Consider the following 16,896-nt stretch of genomic DNA (forward strand, 5'->3'; position numbering starts at 1 on the left):
CCGTATATACTTGTAACGCTTTAGCAATCTTTTCCCCGGGGGTGTCATGGCTTCGACGGGGGTAGTGAGATAGCTTGGTGCATGCCGAGGGGGCAGCTTTCCTCGTTAATCCAGCCGCAAACTTATAGTTGCCAACGACGACAACTACGCTCAGGCCCTAGCAGCCTAAGCCCTGAACCCATTTGTGCCTGTGCTCGTGGGTGTAAGGTCATTATCACAGGATCGCCCAAAGCTGCCGCCTGTCGGCCAGGGTTAAATCAAGCAGGCTGGTCCTTCGATGCGCCTCGCACTCTGTGCTGTCGCGGGATGAGATCCAACAGTGAGCTAAGCATGTAGTACCGGGCGTCAAGCGCCTTCGGACGCGGGTTCGACTCCCGCCACCTCCACCATACAATCGGCAAGCTCTTTAATTTTAAAGAGAAAATTTGGTGCCTCGCCTGACCCTTCTGGGTATCACGCGAGGTATCAAATTGCCGAAACCTCTTCTGCTCAACCGACCAAGCGGGCTTTATGTCCGCTTTTTCGTGCCGAGTGATCTACAGGCGCAAGTCGGTTCCCGCTATGTCACAAGAAGCCTGCAAGGGGCTCGGGCCGATGGTGCCCGATTGATGGCATCGGCCTTGGGCTATGCTCTTGGAAACGTGTTTGAACGACTCAGGAGAGAGGACGTGCCAAACGCTAGGGCTTTGGTGGACCAAGCCTTACAGGGTATCCAACGTGGACGTGACTTCACCGTTGAACTCCCCAACGGCACCAAGCTTTTGCCTCAAAGCATTGAGGCCGATCATCGTCAGGCTCAAGACGTCATTTTGGCTCTTGCCAGGGCGGGAGCCCTCTCCCCTCCCCCAACCACCATTTCAGTTCCATCCACTCCGAAAGTCGGGTTGTTGTCGGAGCGCATTGAAAAGTTTTTAGCGCAAATGAAAGTGCAGGAGCGGAGCGAGACCAATCATGTGGATACGGCTTTTTCCTTGAAGGTTTTCCTCGGGTTGGTGGGTGATAAAGATTTGAGCGAAGTCAGTCCTGACGACTTGGACATCTTCATGGATGGCTTGGCGCACTGGCCTGCCAACGCGAGCAAGAAAAAACCGTATAGAGGTCTTTCGCCCAAAGAAGTCTTGAAGAAAGCCAAGCAACGACAAGACAAGGGACTTGCACCACGTACGAAAGAAAAACACCTCGACCGTTTGAGGTTGTTTTTTAACAACTGTGTCGAGCGACGGCTTATCTCCTACAACCCCTGCAAAGGCCTGCGTATCACCAACAAAATGCAGGACGAACAAGAAAGTCGCCTGCCGTTTGACGAACATGATTTGCGAATCATTTTTAGCGCGAAAAATTTTTCCCACGCACACGACAAACCGTCCAAGTATTGGGGGCCAGTACTTGGGCTTTACACGGGCGCGCGAGTCAATGAATTGGGGCAACTTCGGGTTGATGACTTAGAACAGGTCGATGGCGTGTGGGGTATCCACATCCGTCATCAGGTCAAAAACAAAAGCTCGAAGCGTTTCTTGCCGTTGCACCCTGAGCTTTTAAAACTTGGCTTTGTTGAATACGTCAATGAAGTGAAAAGCCATGGTTTCGAGCATGTGTTTCCTGGGTTGCCTTGGGGCGTGCATGGTCCTGGCGATCCCATCGCAGACTGGTTCAATCGGCTTCATCTAAGAAGTGTTTGTAAAATTACAGATGCCACGAAAACCTTCCACAGTTTTCGGCATCTTTTTGCATCCGTAGCGGAACGCTCGGGCCTATCGGATGCCCGAATTGCTCGATTGACAGGTCATAGCGTAGGCACTTCGGTTTTAAGACGTCACTACATCCAACCTTCGACCTTGCAGGAGCGGTCGGAAGACATGGGGAAAATTCGCTTTCCAGAGTTGAACATCCAACGGCCAACCAAGGGATGCTTTGACCACTACTTCATGCGGGTGAAGGCAGTGGATGCAAGGAAAGAGAGAGCCAAGGCCAAAAAAGGGGGCTTGCGTAACTGAAGAACCATGCTACGCGCGTAAACAATGAGAGGCCTAACCCTTTCTGTCCATCCTGGACGGTGCTCTAACCCCTCCAATCTCCACGAAGGACACGCGAAAAAGGCTTGCACAGGGGGCTTGCGTCAATCGAGAGCGGTGTTTGACTTGGTCGACACTCAACTGGAGCAAGGCCCATGAACAAGTCAAACAGGAAAGCAAGCGTCCACAAGAAGTCTCTTCAGAAGCAGAACTATTTTGATATGTCCGTCAACGCTTCACCCGATGGAAGCCTACAGCTTCGCGTAATTTCTCATCCCATAGTCCAAGGGGCGAGTGGTAAAAACTTAATAAAAATCCTTCTAGCCCTACTCCGCTTCCATTGGACCGTCCACGTATGGAACTTTCTTACTGCGAAGATCTAAGCACATGAGCGAGCCGAAGAAGCATCACTTTGTCCCTCAATTCTATCTGAAGAACTTTTCAGAAGACAGAAAAAACATCAACCTTTACAACTTCAAAAGGGACCGCTTCATAGGTGGAGCCCCTATCAGTGGCCAATGCTACCGGCGAAAACTTCATTCATTTCAACCCGGCCTTGAACAACGACTGGGAGAAATGGAGCAGGCAGCATCAGCGGTAATTCGAATCATTTTAGACGCTCATGAAGTGCCGTCCCAAGAGTCCAAGGAATGGATGGATATGCTGACGTTTGTCATCTTTCAAAAGTCGCGCACAGCTCGTTCCATTGATTCGGCCGACATCATGAAAGATTTTTTTATCGACCAAGTTACGGACGGCAAAGAGCCAGAACCTGGAAGTTTCGTTGAAAAAATCGTCGCTGACAAAACAACATCTGCTCAAATCGTTTTTAGCATCATCCCCGAAATAGCTGGGATAGTAACCGACCTCCAGATGCATCTTCTTATCAATGACACGCCAGAAGACTTCTTGGTTGGTGATGACCCAGTGGTCTTACACAATATGTATTGCGAAGGCACTACCCATCGTGGAGTGATTGGATGGGACTGTCGTGGCCTACAGGCTTTCGTCCCCCTATCACCTAAAATACTTCTGATGCTCTATGACCTTGAGACCTACAGGGTGGATGGAGACCGAGGAACAAAACACGTCACTACACTTCAAAATGTACGAGACGTTCGTAGCCTAAATAGCCTGCAAGCACTCAACGCGCAAGAGAACTTGTATTTTTATGGCGCCCCGACTCCTGAGCTGGAAGCCTTCTGCCCTCAGATGCGAGAAAAACGTGTAAAAGGCCGTTCCGCCTTTGTTGTCACAAAGCCAACAAAAGAAGCCAACGGCACAACAAGCCAGCTTCTGCATACTTTTGAACCCTTACTACCGATTCGCCTTGTGCCATCTTTTATCAAAGTTCGTCAATCCGCCAAATCCGTCCCGCTCTATCAGAGAAGCGCGTTGTATAGGCATCGATTGCCGAAGTCGATCCATCCGAACGTTGGGCGCTACACAAGATACGAGGTCGGTGACATACAACGTCGTTAAACTAGAACGACCAAGCTCAGCCCAAGAATCCCGCCAAACGTGTTTCCATGCTCAAAAGACGGCCCATCTATTTCTAAACTATCAGCACCCGCCTACTCATCTTGACGGTATTCCTCATCCACCTCTTGAGCTAACTCAACAAAGTGCTTGTGCTGTTTTTGGATGTAGAAGCAGTAGATCCGTGCATCGCTTTCTAAAAGCCGTCCACCATCCCCAGACAGATACCCACTCAGGACAGATAAAGCATGCTTATATTCGTCCAAGTCAAATTTAGTGTAATCGTTTAATTCATTCCTATCTTCAAGTGCCTTCTCAAACTTTTCATACGTCTCTTGAATGGATTTCAGCATAGACAATCCAAAGCTACGATTCCCGTCAGATGGCGAATGAACACCCTGGAAAACCTTCTCAAAAAGGTAGCCCATGCCTGAATGAAAGATGTCTGAGACAAGATTGTCTCTATGCTTTTCCTTGTGCATTTTATCGGCCTCTCGCAACTTTTCAGCCAAAACCTTATAGCTTTTTTCTATCTCAACGACTTGATCAAGCATGATCGAAGCAAGGTCAACATCTACAAAGGAAACCCTGTCTTCATCAGATGAGCGCATGAGTTCGAAACCCCACTTATGAAGGGTCATTCTTGACACATAATTGTAGTAGATCGACTTCTTCTCATGATTCTTCGTTGGATGTCCAATAGAGGCGTTGCGAATAGCACGAATTTTCAACAAGACGTCACTGGCCTCATATGGAACATCGAGGGCTTGGGAAAGATGTTTCATAGCGTCTTGCTGTATGAACAATGCTTGCAATACGCCATATGTAAATATGTACTTTAGCCCTGTACTTTTCGGATAGTCCGACTCTATGTAATCCACAAAGGAATACAAGGTATCCCCAATTGCATCTAACGAACTACATATCTGATTCCAGTTACTCAAATTCTTAAGCAGATCTTTCTGATACCTATTCGTGCTTATATGGTCACGGACAGACTCCTCAAGCCTCATTATCCGATGAATGATTGAAATAATATTTGAACCATCCTCTTGCTTTCCTTCCATAAGATACCCCTCTCATTCATGAAATTACGAGTCTTACGATTTCGGTTTTCCTGTGACCGCAATTTGCGTCGAACGCATATAGCGTTCAAGTTCGGGGGTGTCGGTTGGGCGTTCGAGCAACAACTTCATATCAAGGATGTCATTCGACGATTGAAAAGGCCCCTTCTAATGAAGCCTTCTTCACCAAGTGCAGGTCGCGCATTTCAATGGTTGCCATAGTGGTCACCTCAGTCAATCAGAGGAAGGCAGGACCATGATAGTCCCGCCTGCCCACGGATGCCTCAATCCTCTCCAATCAGCATGATGGTCCCAACAGGTTCGCCCTGATCCCCGGGGCCAATGACCATGTACAAGTCCACCTTACGCACTTCCACACCCTCCCCTGCCTGTACAATCGTCTCCACCTGAAAATCAATTCGGTCAGGACGTTCCTTCTTTCCAGCCTGCATACGACGTTGATGCGCCCGAGCCTCCCTCATGGCACAAGTCAGAACCATATCTTCTCGAAGGCGAAGGATTTCCCCCAACTTCGGGTCAGGTTCATTCCACGCGATGCATTGCCCATAGGCTCCTGCTGTGATGGCAACGGGGACTTTGAAACCCCAGTTCTTGGAAGATGGCAGTTCAATCAACACCCCATCGCTCAAGGCATCAGCACGGGTATAGCTGAAAATCAGGTCGCTATCGGAAAACAGACGGTCGTTGCTCATGGCCTTCCTCTCTCTCATTTCTGGCCCGTCAGGGCAGTGGGTGGAAACACACTGCCGATGGCAGACACCCTGTCCGGAGTGAGGCGCGGTCAAGGGAGAAAGAGAGGAACTGGCGCGGGATGGAGCGTTAGCGACTGACTCGGGTTCCGAACGACCCTTGACCGGACAAGCCGAACGTGAGGACGGCTCTTATCAAGAAAAAAGCCAGCTCCATGAGCTGGCCTCGATATAAGTTAGAGATTGATGGCTTGCCGTGACCGTAAGTATTTGCTGATATAAAGCCATCATCCACTAATAATAAAATCCTTTATAAATATCAAGTTACATAATAAAAGAATAGCTAGATAAATACTTTTATATATCTCTCTCCCTCATGAAGTTGGGGAGCCGGCTCAAATTAAGAAATTTAGGTATCTAGGCGCATCGAAATATAACCGAAAAATTGTTAATTGGATTACCCAATAGCTTGCTCCTTTCTGTTTTCAAAGTCAATTACCGTACCGTTTGGATCAGATTCATCTTTTTTGGATCGGATAAGCCTTTTCCGCTCTAACAAACCGCATTGCAAAGCCATTTTCAGAGCCACCAACCTTTTTTTGGATCACCATTGATTTATCTTGACTAGATAATTCAATTTAACAGAAAATATGCGACATCTATTAACCACTATCCACTCATTATGCAAACTGTCCATTTAATGACGGAGAGCAATTCGATAAAAATATAGAGGGTCTTATGCATGCCGGTTTCCAATCAGAGGTCAATTCTTCTCAACCAATTGAATTTCATTTCCTTCGTATTACCGCCCATGATTCCACGAACATGGACGCTGTCATTGCCATGATGGAACGCATGGGATGGTTGAAAGCCTATTCGCCCATTCAATTCTCGCCCCCTCCTACCCCTACTCCGCCCCCTGTCAGTCCTGCTCCAGCGTTGGCCCGGACCAAAGCACCTGAGAGTCCTCCACAAGCCCTGGAGGCCATACCTGTCGTTACCCCTCAGGCCGAACAGGCATCCAATACCCCTGCACCCGCCAAGCCTGCTGTGGTTGGAAAATCCAAACTTTTTACCACCTTGGCCAGAAAGCACATCCAGGGTCTACGGAGAAATCCCAAGGTCAAAAAGGGAAGCGCTCGTGACGCATACAACGCATTGGCGTTGTTTCTTCTAGTGATTGGAGACAAGCCCGTTGGTGACATCACTGACAGTGACGTGGAGCATTTTGCTGATATCTTGGCGTGGTGGCCTACTGGAGGCATTAACAAACCTTGCTTTGAAGGGATGACGCCAAGCGAGATAGCCAAGCACGTCAAGGCCAACGAAAGCATCAAGCATTGGGCGCTAAGCACTCAACGCAAGCAAGTTCTCTATGTCAAAGCGTTCTTCCACTACCTTGTCCACGATTGCAAGGAAATCTCGGAAGACCCCACGCGGTACTTGAACATGCATCGGTACGTGGAAGACAAACCCACCCAGAAGAACACGTTTAAAAAGGCCGAAATTCACACCCTTTTTGACCGCGAGCGCATGAGTCAGTTGGACAATCCGCTCCATTATTTTGGACCGCTTTTCGCGTTTTACACAGGCATGCGTTGCAATGAAATTGCTCAGCTCCTGGTGTGCGACATCCAACTGGTGGAGATGCTGGATGAAGACGGAAACCCTCAATCCCTGTACTGCATTGAAGTGACGGACAAGGGCAAAGGACAAAGCGTCAAGAGTGCTTACTCAAGACGATGGTTGCCCCTCCACTCCAAACTCATCGAAGCGGGCGCACTTGAGTATGTCAAAGAGCTTGAAAAACTCGGATGCAAGGAATTGTTTCCAGGCACTTCTTGGGCGGGTACTGGCCCCGGTCACGCACTAAGCAAATGGTTTAATGGCGAATACATGCGCAAAGAGTGTGGCATCAAATTGGAACGCACCACCCTGCATTGTTTTAGACACACCCTAAACACGCTTGCAGACAGAAACCGTGTGCCGGAAGGCGTGATGGTCTCCATCAATGGCCACAGCAGTGGAACCGATGTTCGGCGCAAGCACTATGTCAGCCGTGCCGATGTTTTAGAGTGTCAAAACTACCTTGAAAAACTGCCCTTCCCTGCCTTGGATTTGCCCACGTACAACTTTGAACAATTCAAGGCTTGCGTGACCCGCGCGATAAGCGAAAAAGCATCCATGGAGCGTCGCATTCAAGAGGGGGCTCCCTTACCTCCCAAGCGCGGTCGGAAGGTCAAGGAAAACTGGTTTGATGACCCGAAGTGGGGGACTTCCGAAAACGGGGATGTGATGGATAAAGACATCGATGCGTGACAGGTAAAATGGGGCGACACGACCTAAGATGCGGTTAGTCCAATGGGGACTAAAATGAGTACAGACGCAACTGACCAGACCATCTTCAGCATTGAAGCCAGAGGCAATATTTTATTGCCCATGACGCGCGACCACCTAGGTCTAGATGGTCCTCAAATGAACGCTGAAATATGGCGGTTGTTCACGCTCACCAAGCGAATCCTTGAAAGGAAGGGAATCGATTACACCAAGCTCAAAAGTGGTTTAGTGCCTGCCACTAAAAAATTAGAGGTTGCATTCCTCTTCGACACTCGCCGTATTGAAAGCTTTTCATACGGGCATGAGTGCATGGGTAGTCTCCTTCCTCTTCTCGAGCCCGAGGCAACTCTAAGCGTTTTAGTGGGAGACATGATTGCCAATGACACGCGAACTGCCATCAGAATACTTCGGCATATTTTTGCAGAGTTGATCCCATGCAACGAATTTGACTTTGATGCTCACCCTGGCTTTATTTTCGTCATCTATGTAACCAACATCAGTGAGACGCGCTTGAAAGCAATCCATGATGGATTGACGCCGTACCACCCCTACATAGGCTTCGTTGAAACCACCTATACAACCCCGCTCAAGTACTACTTCTCAACGATTCTTTCCAATTTATTTTTAAAACACAAAAAGACCATCATCGTCGCCCACGAAGGTGACCGACCCAATCGGGAGGACATCAATATAACGCCGTACCTGCTGGAAAAGTTTGGCTACGACGTGCGAAGCCTTCAAGACCCGTTCTTTGGTGTCTTCCTGACATACAAGATAGAAAGACCCGTGATTCCAGACTTTGTGGAAGACACAGAAATAGCTCTCAACGCGTTATCCAACCATGTTCTTCCACTTGAAAGCCTTCGAGTTTGGATGACTGATGAGAAGTACAATTATCTTATTACCAACGGAAAACTTGCCAGGACAAGCTTAGCAAAGCTCGGCAAAGATGGTCTCGAAGAACTGATTAGTTCCAAGATCCAACAGAGTTATATCTACCAACTGAGAGTCCGCCCATCTCATCAAGTTTCTACATTTACCATCATGCTTGAAGGCCACCACGATGGTGGAAAGAAACCCTTCCGAATTGAGGCTTCACTTCACTATTGCCCAGAAGACCAGACCCTTCGGGTCGTGACCATGATGTGACCCATATGAATCTCCGCCTCCTCAATCGGTATGAAGAGATTACGTTTGACGCGCTAAAACGCTCATGCGAATCCAACGGGGCTCATGTGTATCCGAAGGTTCGGGTGGCTGATGTCTTTCCTCTTCAAAACAGTGGCGTCTCGGACGCTCACTTTAATTACGGGCTCCGTTCGCACTTTGACTTCCTGGTGACTGACGGCGATTACCAGCCTCTATTCAGCGTCGAATTCGATGGACCTCTTCACAAGACAAATGAAGTCCAACGGCAACGAGATGCTATGAAGAACGAACTTTGCGACCACTTTGGACATAGCCTGCTTCGTATCAACTCAAAATATCTAACACCAGACTACCGTGGCTTGGACCTATTGACCTATTTCGTTGATGCATGGTTTTGGAACGATGCCTTTTGTCAGGCTCAGCAAGATGGCACCATTCCTTACGATGAACCGTTTGACATGACCTTTATCTATTCAAGTTCACAGCGCAATGAGAGGAAGTGGCCTTATTGGCTTTCATTTGATATCGAATCTGAGCTTGAGAAGCTCCACGAAGCGGGTCGCATTGGACAGCAGGCACCCTCTTCTTATATAGGAAGCGATTCTGAAGGCAATTATCGATGCCTTGCATGGCTTGTGATGGACGAAAGAAGCGTTCTTTCTACGATGACGGGCATGCGCGCACAACGTTTTCCCGCAATTTCCGAGTGTGACCTCGTCGGCATGCTTGCCACGTTTGATTTATACCCAAAAGTGAAACAGGCCGTTGCAGGTCAGAGAGTCAGGCTAACTGATCGAGAGCAGTTCTTTTCCGGAGAACTTCCTGCATTCCAGAAGAGGTTCAAGATGCTCGGAGCAACGAGCTTTGGCGCAACAGTCTAGCATCGCGCTATCCACCATTAGGTAAGGCTGAGGGTTGTGAAAAATGCCCCGCCACCATGACGTCGTTGGTTGATTCCCGCTTCTTGGCATCGTCAACAAATTGCTCGAATGCTTCTACAGATTCAACAACTGCCATCCTCTTCAAGACAAGGTTTTCAAGTCTCATCTTGGCACCATGATCATCCCTGAAAAACGACGGAGTTGCGCGAAGATAGAAGGCCATCACCGAGCCCCCTATACAACAAGAAGTTGCACACACCATATCTCCTTTTGGAACTGGCAACTCTTCTGGCTCCGAAGATAATCGTTTATCCATGCTTTCAATCTCTTTGTTCAAAATCCTGTAGAGAAAATCAATCTCTTCGTCTGCACTGACGATGTCATCGAGCTTGAATTTTGCAGTTGAACGGATGCCACCCTTTGCTTCGATCTTGGATAAGGTCTCAAAAGCATCGAGAAACCCGTCCACCCTCCAAGGGTAGGCATTTTCCTTCAATCCAGACAGGTCGATCTGCAAAGTTTTAGGGAGACCTGCAAGCTTAACTTCCACAGATCCCTTTCTATTTTTGATCATTTTCATGGCGCGCCAATAGCTCAACCATTCCTTTGCCGTGCTTTCTTTGTCCTTAAGGCTGAATTGGAAAGATATTGGTGCATCTCGACCCGAGAGGTCTATGAGAATGCTGAATAGATTGTGCTTGAACCGTATCCTTTTATCTAAATTCCCTGGCGCCTTGAAGGCCTTGCAATCAAAGAGAATGGGGTCTTCTAGATCATCATAAAAGCAGACCATACAGTCATCGATAGGCTTCTTCTTGATGGATACTTTTGCCTGATCTATGAAAGACTTTTGATGCGTGATTCCGAATCGTGTCTCAGAAATTTCAACATCCCTGACCTCCACTTCTTCAGCGAACCCTAGAAACATGTCAAGAAATGCTTGGTGCTTGTCAGCATCAATGCGAAAACTTCCACTAATTGCATTTCCTTCGTAACCGAGCGTTTTTAGCTCCTGGCGTTTTCTTTCTACATACGAGTGGATGTCAGCTCCGATGTGGGCCAACAAGGCTTTTCGAAGTGCCTCACCAGAGCATTCAATTTTCTCGTCATCGGTAAGAACAAAAGATATCTTTTTGTTCTTGAGATCTTTACTCGAAGCGCTCGGACCTTCTTTTCTTAAGCGCTTCAAAATGATGGCAAGTCGTTCACCCGATAGATGGATGAGATAGAACTTAGTAAATTGCAGTTCACCTCCAACCTTGAGTACAGAGATGAATGCGGGGCCGTGCTCCTGCGCAAGCCTCGCCGCCATCTTTAAAGACAGAGAAACAGAAGATGCCGAATCCCAGACAGTCTTCTGCTGGATACGACAAGACATCGGAGACTTGCGATGATCCAAAGATGTACTTCCTGACTCATCAAAATCAAAGTCGATGGTGAAGTCCCATCCTGCGCGATCCCGTGAAGAAGGGTTGCAAGTCAGCCGAGCATCTGCACAAAGCTCTTTGAACCGCTGCTCGCCTTTCTCCCCCAACTCATCTGAGTTTAGTGGCCTCTTCACAACACCTCCTATCCCTGCCAACTAGCCACCTCCCGCATTGCGCTTGGCTTTCTTCTTTTGGGGTGGATTAGAGCGCTCAAATTCTTTAAGTCGAGCCTCCAGCTCTGCCCCGAAGACGCCCAAGTCAGACCCACACCCGGTCAGCCATGTCCGAAGTTGCAGGGTATCCAGCCTCAGGACGCCCCTCTCCACCGCAGACACATACGGCTGAGACAGCCCCACCTTTTGGGCCAGCTTGGCCTGGGTCAGGCCCGCCCCCTGCCTAGTTTCCACCAGCAATTGGAGGAAAACGGGGTATTCCTTGGAATGGATGGTCTTTCCCTTGGGCATGTAGCGCGCTCCAGTAATGAAGCGACGCTAAACAACAAGATGAATTACTCCATCTCGACATACTCCATGTTGTTATATTTTGCCGACCTAACCAAGGAACAGGGCACTTATGAACATGACAGCCACCTATGCAGGGTCCAACCCAGCTAGGGTCACCACCAGCTACTACGAGGTCCAGGAACAGTCAGACGGCCAGCTTCTTTTTCAAACCTACCCAGCCTCACGCCCCGTCTTCACCTTCGACTCGGCCATCATCATTGCGGGCTTTGCAGTTCCCGTTTTGGCGTTGGACTACTTCCTCCTTGGCGCTGGCAACTACACCGTATCCCTGACCACCACACTCATGGCCATTGGGGTGGCCTGGTTGTGCCTCCGTGTTTTGCATCGCGAACGCCGTCACGGTGTTAGGCCGTATCGCTTCTATGTGTCGAACACCACCATCAACATTCCGCCTATCTCCAACAGCAACGACAAGATGACCGCACTTTGGGCGGGAAACATTGATCGTCTTGTCATTCGCCCTACCCTCGACCACACAGAAACGACCACATACAGCTTTGGCCACGTTGGTGCAAAAGGTGCGCAAGCTCGGGACCGCCGAACAGGATGGTTTGCCAACCATTCGTATATTTTAGAAGCGCAAAGTGCTGGGCGTGGATACCTGCTTGCCAACGGTCTTGATGAAACGACCGCACATGGCTTGATGCAGGCCGTCAGCCGAAAGCTTGGCTTCTAATCCACATCAACACAGGGAGCATGTGATGAAGCAATTTCTTTTAAAAGCAGTTCCAGTCTTGTGCATCAGTCTGACACTGACTGCATGCGCCCCCTCTGGACCAAGCAACGAAGATGTCTTGAATGCTTACAAGGATTGGGTCGCCTTCCGTCAGAAGTCTGGAGAAAGCGCGTTACCGCTTACACCTCAAGCCATCGTTGACCATTGCGAAAAAGACGACAATCCCCCGCTCAGCAAAGGTGTCTTCTTTGACTGTTACATCAAACGCGGTGGTGCAAGCGACACCAACGTCAATCCCGTCAAACTCCAACGTGGTCCAGATGGCACATGGAGCATGTGGGATTGAATCCATCCATAGCATGTCAATGAAGTCGCACACCCTCCTTCTTGGGTGACGGGGTTACATCGGAAAAAACTTCATCGTTTCCTACATCCATTGGCTTCTCACCCACAGGCGGGAAAAGAATCGGAAGCTGTTCTTTGATCAAGGCTCTCTCACTCGATGGGAGAGCCTTGATCATTTCTGGAAGCATCGGCGACTTGACTCCGTCCAACTTCACGACAGCGTTTCTGATGGTCGATAGCGTCTCTTGCTGTTTGGCTTTCAACGCACTTGCTTCTCTTTCCAACGCAACCACCTCTGTAGCCTGGGTGGCAATGGTCTTTTTCAACGCCTGAACGTGACCATCGTGAACCTGAACTGCTAACCGAAGTTTTTCATGAGCTTCCATCGGATGGCCACCCATGCTTGCAAACATTTTGATACGCCAACGGTTCTCCTGCTCCCATCGCGTCAGTCTTACTTGTGCAAACTTCCGCCTTTCACGACTTTGGTCAGCTTGATACTGCGCATCGAGCGATGAAGCGCGGTTGGCCTGGATAACTTGTAAAATATCGTCCATCTGTTGTTGCAGTTCGTGATACGTCGCAAACGCTTTGTCTAAGGCTTCAATTAGAACCAATGAACGTTCAAGATCCTCGGCTTCTTCTTTGCTTTGAGGCGTCGGTGCTGAAGCACGAAGGCGATATGCAAGCGAACCCTGACGCTGAACCAGCATTGGGACTGTGGCTTTCGCCTTCTTAGGTTTGAACAACGCAACCGTCTTCTTGTGCAATGCGCTTGGTTTGGCCTGTGTGCCCTTCCCGGCCTCACGGTTCACATCGGATAGGGCTTGGGCATGCTGGGCTTCCAAAGCCCCTATATGGGCCTTCTGGTAAACCTGAGCAACGGCCAAGGCCTCTCTGAGTGAATCCCCCCGATTGGTGTAAATTCCCCTTCGTTCCATCGCACTGGCTGACTGTCCAAGGGTTGGTTGCGGGATGAGGTTCAAACCCAAACGCTTGTAACTTTTGTATTCGAACTTGAGATCTGAACCATTTTTCCTTGAAAAGTCGTTGGCAAGCTCTGACCACTTGCAGTTGAGCATTTCGATGAAGGGTGCGCCCAAGCTCATTTTAGAAAGCACTTCAATCTTGTCGCCAAACCCCGTTCCCGAACTGCCATCCTCCTCCCCACCTTCTACAACATCAATGATGCGACGGGATGGAAAATAAATGTGGGCATGAAAGCCCTGCTTTTCAGTTGGTTTGAGATTGCCAAGCGCATCCCGATCTGCATCACGGTGCAGACCAAGAGAAACAGGTGTGTGGAGTTCGTCTGAGATGAAGCGGGCCATTTCTTCTGCCAGCTCACCCGCCTGATCATCGGTCAGGCCAAAAGGAACGGGGATGCGATAATCGCGAGCGACCTGGGCATCCTTCCGTTTTTCGGATGCTTCGACCCTATTCCAAAGTTGGGCGGGGTCTGAGGCCCAGGCTGGAGCACCAACAGGAGCGACCGTCAACGCCTTGACGATTTCTTCCCCGAGTTCACGTTTTCGATAGTCATGCCAAACCTTCTGTCTTTCATCGTACAGGCGAAGACCCAACCGATAAGCAGCGCCAGCGACGGAGCTATGGCCTTTGGAACGGGTGTGGATTTCGAGATGTGGGCGAGCGTGTAGATGCATAAGCGTCCTCCATGAAGAATTGAAAACAGGTCTTCCCTGACCACTCATGCATAAAAGCAGATTCACTGAATATGTCAAGCATACTTTACATAATAAAGCCAACCTCACATATGGGTTGGCTGGGTGCTCTAAGAGAGGGAACATCTTGGGGGCGGCTTGACTTTACGCGAGGTGTTGGTACAACACATAGACGCGCTCTGCTCTTGATTACTTCATAAATCCTCGTATTACAGATTACGAGAACAAAATAAATAAAGATAAAGTGAGGAAAACATGCAAAATACAGAACGTGAGCCCATACACAAGTCATTCATTTATGACTTCAAGTGGCTTTTACCAACAATGATGTTATTGACTCTTCTTGTGGTTATTGCAGCAGCAATCATTCAAGCCATATGAGTCCGCGCCCGAAAATACATCTTTGCTCACAATGACAAAATAACCAAAACCAAGAACAGTCGCAAATAATAAAAAACCCAAAATGAGCACTTTTGCATCAGCAGTCCCCAACCTACTTGCCCACATTCGTCGAACCTGTGGAACAAGAAACGCTAAAAACCCTCCAAAACAGAAGACAAGAATTATCCAAACAAGAGTAAGATACTTGAAATGTGAGCCAACATATCCAATAAAGCCAGCAAAAAGGCAAGCCAGCCCTATTATATAGACAAGATAGTCGCCGGAATGGCTTTTTGAGCCCCCCGAGGGAGTCGTACTCCCGTCGGCACGAGCATCACCCCTCCCATTGGGAGACTCACCCTGGGTCGAGGCTATGGCGCCATTATTAGCTGCCGGAGCGCCTTCGCGATAAACAATGGTCACACCTACGACGATTGCCGCTAAACATGGGGCCGCAAAGGCCAAGTAATCCAAGCCGGCGTGCCAGTCCTGAGAAAACCCATAAATCGGCCAAGCCGCAAGAAAGAGAAATCCCTCTAGTATGAGAAATAGCCAAATCACCTCCACTGCAATAAGCGAATGGAACTGCTGGCGCACCCACCCCCATACCCCTGGCTTCCTGTACCCCCTACTCTTGAACTCACCAAAAATTAAATATAACGACAAAAGGCATGCCGCACCCCCTACATACTTAATAATGATCTTCGCCAGGGCATAGTCCATAGCACTCTCCTTCCGAACATGGGCGTCGCGCCACTAGCATCCCAGAGTACATTCTTGTAAACAGTTACGCGGCATCCGCAGCTCCGCGAAAAGTCTACATCTGGACTCATTTGTCCACACCAAATTTGTAATTTCCTTTACTTATTTTCTTCTGCGCCTTTCTAAAATGCCTATCCGGTATCGGCGGACTAGCCGAACGCGCATCGTCCATGCGCTCCATCAATACTCTGAATTCTCCCTCAACGTCCTCATCAGACTTACCGTCAACGATAAGGGCGGTCTGTCTAAATCTGTCTTGCAAGACTTTAAAACGATGCGCGCTATCGGCAATAGTTTTTATACTGACATCGAGCTCCAGTGCCTTGAATATCGCAGGAAACAAGCCTGCAACCAACGAACAAATAGCCACCAGCCAAGCATAATCCGTCGATTGAGATAAAATTCTCGCACTTGCAACACCACCAAATATAATCGGCGCGACAATAAAAACCACCCGATAGACTCGCACCTCTTTCATCCATTCATACAGGGCGGTAGACGTATATAGGCAGGACTCCTGCTGCCTTTGGCTTTCTGCAATCACTTCATTCAGCAAAGCGCTCGTCATGGAGACCTCGGTATGTCACTACCAAATATCTTCTGCCACTCATCGCCAGCTTGAATCATATCGTCTGCCTTCTCATAATCGCACGCCTTGCAAGCTCGACCATAGGCGCTTTCTGCCTTTGTTTTCCACGCATCACCAATCGACAACCACTGATAAGTTCCAGGGGTCATGACAATCCCATTGGCATTTTCGACAAGAAATTTGAAGAAGTCCCTGCACATCCAGTCATAGTAGAAGACGCTTCGATCACGATACTCGTACTGGTCGAGAAATTTAATTGACAGGAGCTCAAGATAAAATGATTTCAGCGGCACCGAACAATTGGATTGCCACGTTTTCATCATACGAATAAGCGGACGAACATTACCCGCATTACGCTTATCAGCAGCAGCGATATCATCCACTTCGTGCAGCGGCTTAGCCGTGATATATGACCCACCATTTTTTGTGTCACAGATCCAATAGGCCCTATCATCAACCAATGCAAACGCGGGCACTATCTCCACGCTATAACTCGCAAAACTCGCCAGAACCACGGGACCATCGCCTTTGACATCGCTGCTAGGATAGCTTTTTAGCAGATGACCTTTTACCTCTTGCAGCAATGCCGACTGCTTGTTTCCTGAGTATTTTGAAAACCGTTCGTGAACCGCAGGCGGAAGCAAGAAGTATATATCGACATCTCGGGGTGGCCGAATTGCCGTGTCCTTTGCCCACGACCCGATGTAGAAGAAATTTTCCTGAGAAGATTTTCCGTAGTAGGCGTTATTTAAACAGGAAACAACGCCACCTACTTTGGTTACCCCATCATCAACCTGATTTTGGGTAAGGGTGATATTCCCAAGAAACGCATTGAATCTTTTGGTGAGATAAGCCCACACGCTCAACTCCTTTTAATA

The 16,896-nt window shown here is 48.7% G+C and carries 15 protein-coding genes and 1 other RNA gene; 8 read left to right on the forward strand and 8 right to left on the reverse strand.

Annotated elements, in window-relative coordinates:
• Positions 1–37 precede the first annotated feature (37 nt).
• The 3 genes from ssrA to AC4HNJ_RS18380 all read left to right on the forward strand — a co-directional run bounded on the left by ssrA (position 38) and on the right by AC4HNJ_RS18380 (position 3,494).
• Positions 38–389: a transfer-messenger RNA gene (gene ssrA, locus AC4HNJ_RS18370) on the forward strand.
• A gap of 39 nt (positions 390–428) precedes the next feature.
• Positions 429–1,994, forward strand: coding sequence for a tyrosine-type recombinase/integrase (locus AC4HNJ_RS18375; protein WP_490481057.1), 1,566 nt, complete (start codon positions 429–431; stop codon positions 1,992–1,994).
• Positions 1,995–2,399: 405 nt separating this feature from the next.
• Positions 2,400–3,494 (forward strand): DUF4238 domain-containing protein, encoded by a 1,095-nt coding sequence (locus AC4HNJ_RS18380; RefSeq protein WP_490481058.1) that lies wholly within the window; start codon positions 2,400–2,402, stop codon positions 3,492–3,494.
• Between the two features lie 92 nt (positions 3,495–3,586).
• Here AC4HNJ_RS18380 and AC4HNJ_RS18385 read toward each other — a convergent pair whose 3' ends face one another.
• Both AC4HNJ_RS18385 and AC4HNJ_RS18390 read right to left on the reverse strand, forming a co-directional pair.
• Positions 3,587–4,558: a hypothetical protein gene (locus tag AC4HNJ_RS18385; RefSeq protein WP_490481059.1), complete on the reverse strand. Its 972-nt coding sequence runs from the start codon at positions 4,556–4,558 to the stop codon at positions 3,587–3,589.
• 281 nt (positions 4,559–4,839) lie between these two features.
• The gene (locus AC4HNJ_RS18390) at positions 4,840–5,268 is read right to left on the reverse strand and encodes a DUF6573 family protein (RefSeq protein WP_490481060.1); all 429 of its coding nucleotides are present in this window, start codon (positions 5,266–5,268) and stop codon (positions 4,840–4,842) included.
• A 735-nt stretch (positions 5,269–6,003) separates the two neighbouring features.
• Between AC4HNJ_RS18390 and AC4HNJ_RS18395 the strand changes: the two genes are divergently transcribed.
• From AC4HNJ_RS18395 to AC4HNJ_RS18405, 3 genes are read left to right on the forward strand one after another with little or no spacing between them, the layout of a single operon-like run.
• Positions 6,004–7,584 carry a site-specific integrase gene (locus AC4HNJ_RS18395; RefSeq protein ID WP_490481061.1) on the forward strand — a complete coding sequence of 527 codons (1,581 nt, stop codon included), beginning with the start codon at positions 6,004–6,006 and terminating at the stop codon, positions 7,582–7,584.
• A 54-nt stretch (positions 7,585–7,638) separates the two neighbouring features.
• Complete coding sequence (locus tag AC4HNJ_RS18400) at positions 7,639–8,751, forward strand: hypothetical protein (protein ID WP_490481062.1); 1,113 nt, start codon at positions 7,639–7,641, stop codon at positions 8,749–8,751.
• A gap of 5 nt (positions 8,752–8,756) precedes the next feature.
• Positions 8,757–9,632, forward strand: a complete 876-nt coding sequence (locus AC4HNJ_RS18405) for a DUF2726 domain-containing protein (RefSeq protein WP_490481063.1) — start codon at positions 8,757–8,759, stop codon at positions 9,630–9,632.
• A 7-nt stretch (positions 9,633–9,639) separates the two neighbouring features.
• On the opposite strand, the gene AC4HNJ_RS18410 is transcribed toward AC4HNJ_RS18405, so the two are convergent.
• Together AC4HNJ_RS18410 and AC4HNJ_RS18415 are read right to left on the reverse strand one after the other, a co-directional pair.
• Entirely contained in the window at positions 9,640–11,193 is a 1,554-nt protein-coding gene (locus tag AC4HNJ_RS18410; RefSeq protein ID WP_490481064.1) for a hypothetical protein, read from the reverse strand.
• 21 nt (positions 11,194–11,214) lie between these two features.
• The gene (locus tag AC4HNJ_RS18415; RefSeq protein ID WP_490481065.1) at positions 11,215–11,523 is read right to left on the reverse strand and encodes a helix-turn-helix domain-containing protein; all 309 of its coding nucleotides are present in this window, start codon (positions 11,521–11,523) and stop codon (positions 11,215–11,217) included.
• Between the two features lie 109 nt (positions 11,524–11,632).
• Between AC4HNJ_RS18415 and AC4HNJ_RS18420 the strand changes: the two genes are divergently transcribed.
• Positions 11,633–12,259: a hypothetical protein gene (locus AC4HNJ_RS18420; RefSeq protein ID WP_490481066.1), complete on the forward strand. Its 627-nt coding sequence runs from the start codon at positions 11,633–11,635 to the stop codon at positions 12,257–12,259.
• A gap of 25 nt (positions 12,260–12,284) precedes the next feature.
• Positions 12,285–12,605, forward strand: a complete 321-nt coding sequence (locus AC4HNJ_RS18425) for a hypothetical protein (RefSeq protein ID WP_490481067.1) — start codon at positions 12,285–12,287, stop codon at positions 12,603–12,605.
• A 16-nt stretch (positions 12,606–12,621) separates the two neighbouring features.
• Here AC4HNJ_RS18425 and AC4HNJ_RS18430 read toward each other — a convergent pair whose 3' ends face one another.
• From AC4HNJ_RS18430 to AC4HNJ_RS18445, 4 genes are all read right to left on the reverse strand, one after another.
• Complete coding sequence (locus tag AC4HNJ_RS18430) at positions 12,622–14,268, reverse strand: MobA/MobL family protein (RefSeq protein ID WP_490481068.1); 1,647 nt, start codon at positions 14,266–14,268, stop codon at positions 12,622–12,624.
• A 348-nt stretch (positions 14,269–14,616) separates the two neighbouring features.
• Entirely contained in the window at positions 14,617–15,390 is a 774-nt protein-coding gene (locus AC4HNJ_RS18435) for a hypothetical protein (protein ID WP_490481069.1), read from the reverse strand.
• Positions 15,391–15,496: 106 nt separating this feature from the next.
• Entirely contained in the window at positions 15,497–15,997 is a 501-nt protein-coding gene (locus tag AC4HNJ_RS18440; RefSeq protein WP_490481070.1) for an SLATT domain-containing protein, read from the reverse strand.
• Positions 15,994–16,878 carry an SMODS domain-containing nucleotidyltransferase gene (locus tag AC4HNJ_RS18445; protein ID WP_490481071.1) on the reverse strand — a complete coding sequence of 295 codons (885 nt, stop codon included), beginning with the start codon at positions 16,876–16,878 and terminating at the stop codon, positions 15,994–15,996. The genes AC4HNJ_RS18440 and AC4HNJ_RS18445 overlap by 4 nt, the downstream gene beginning before the upstream one ends.
• Positions 16,879–16,896: the final 18 nt, after the last annotated feature.

Source organism: Dyella sp. SYSU CM1112 (assembly GCF_058216415.1).

What these genes read in the sequence shown, in the direction of transcription:
- AC4HNJ_RS18435 (WP_490481069.1), bottom strand. Translation starts at nt 15,390, where the DNA reads ATGGACTATGCCCTGGCGAAGATCATTATTAAGTATGTAGGGGGTGCG.
- AC4HNJ_RS18385 (WP_490481059.1), bottom strand. Translation starts at nt 4,558, where the DNA reads ATGGAAGGAAAGCAAGAGGATGGTTCAAATATTATTTCAATCATTCAT.
- AC4HNJ_RS18425 (WP_490481067.1), top strand. Translation starts at nt 12,285, where the DNA reads ATGAAGCAATTTCTTTTAAAAGCAGTTCCAGTCTTGTGCATCAGTCTG.
- AC4HNJ_RS18430 (WP_490481068.1), bottom strand. Translation starts at nt 14,268, where the DNA reads ATGCATCTACACGCTCGCCCACATCTCGAAATCCACACCCGTTCCAAA.
- AC4HNJ_RS18440 (WP_490481070.1), bottom strand. Translation starts at nt 15,997, where the DNA reads ATGACGAGCGCTTTGCTGAATGAAGTGATTGCAGAAAGCCAAAGGCAG.
- AC4HNJ_RS18390 (WP_490481060.1), bottom strand. Translation starts at nt 5,268, where the DNA reads ATGAGCAACGACCGTCTGTTTTCCGATAGCGACCTGATTTTCAGCTAT.
- AC4HNJ_RS18420 (WP_490481066.1), top strand. Translation starts at nt 11,633, where the DNA reads ATGAACATGACAGCCACCTATGCAGGGTCCAACCCAGCTAGGGTCACC.
- AC4HNJ_RS18405 (WP_490481063.1), top strand. Translation starts at nt 8,757, where the DNA reads ATGAATCTCCGCCTCCTCAATCGGTATGAAGAGATTACGTTTGACGCG.
- AC4HNJ_RS18415 (WP_490481065.1), bottom strand. Translation starts at nt 11,523, where the DNA reads ATGCCCAAGGGAAAGACCATCCATTCCAAGGAATACCCCGTTTTCCTC.
- AC4HNJ_RS18395 (WP_490481061.1), top strand. Translation starts at nt 6,004, where the DNA reads ATGCATGCCGGTTTCCAATCAGAGGTCAATTCTTCTCAACCAATTGAA.
- AC4HNJ_RS18380 (WP_490481058.1), top strand. Translation starts at nt 2,400, where the DNA reads ATGAGCGAGCCGAAGAAGCATCACTTTGTCCCTCAATTCTATCTGAAG.
- AC4HNJ_RS18400 (WP_490481062.1), top strand. Translation starts at nt 7,639, where the DNA reads ATGAGTACAGACGCAACTGACCAGACCATCTTCAGCATTGAAGCCAGA.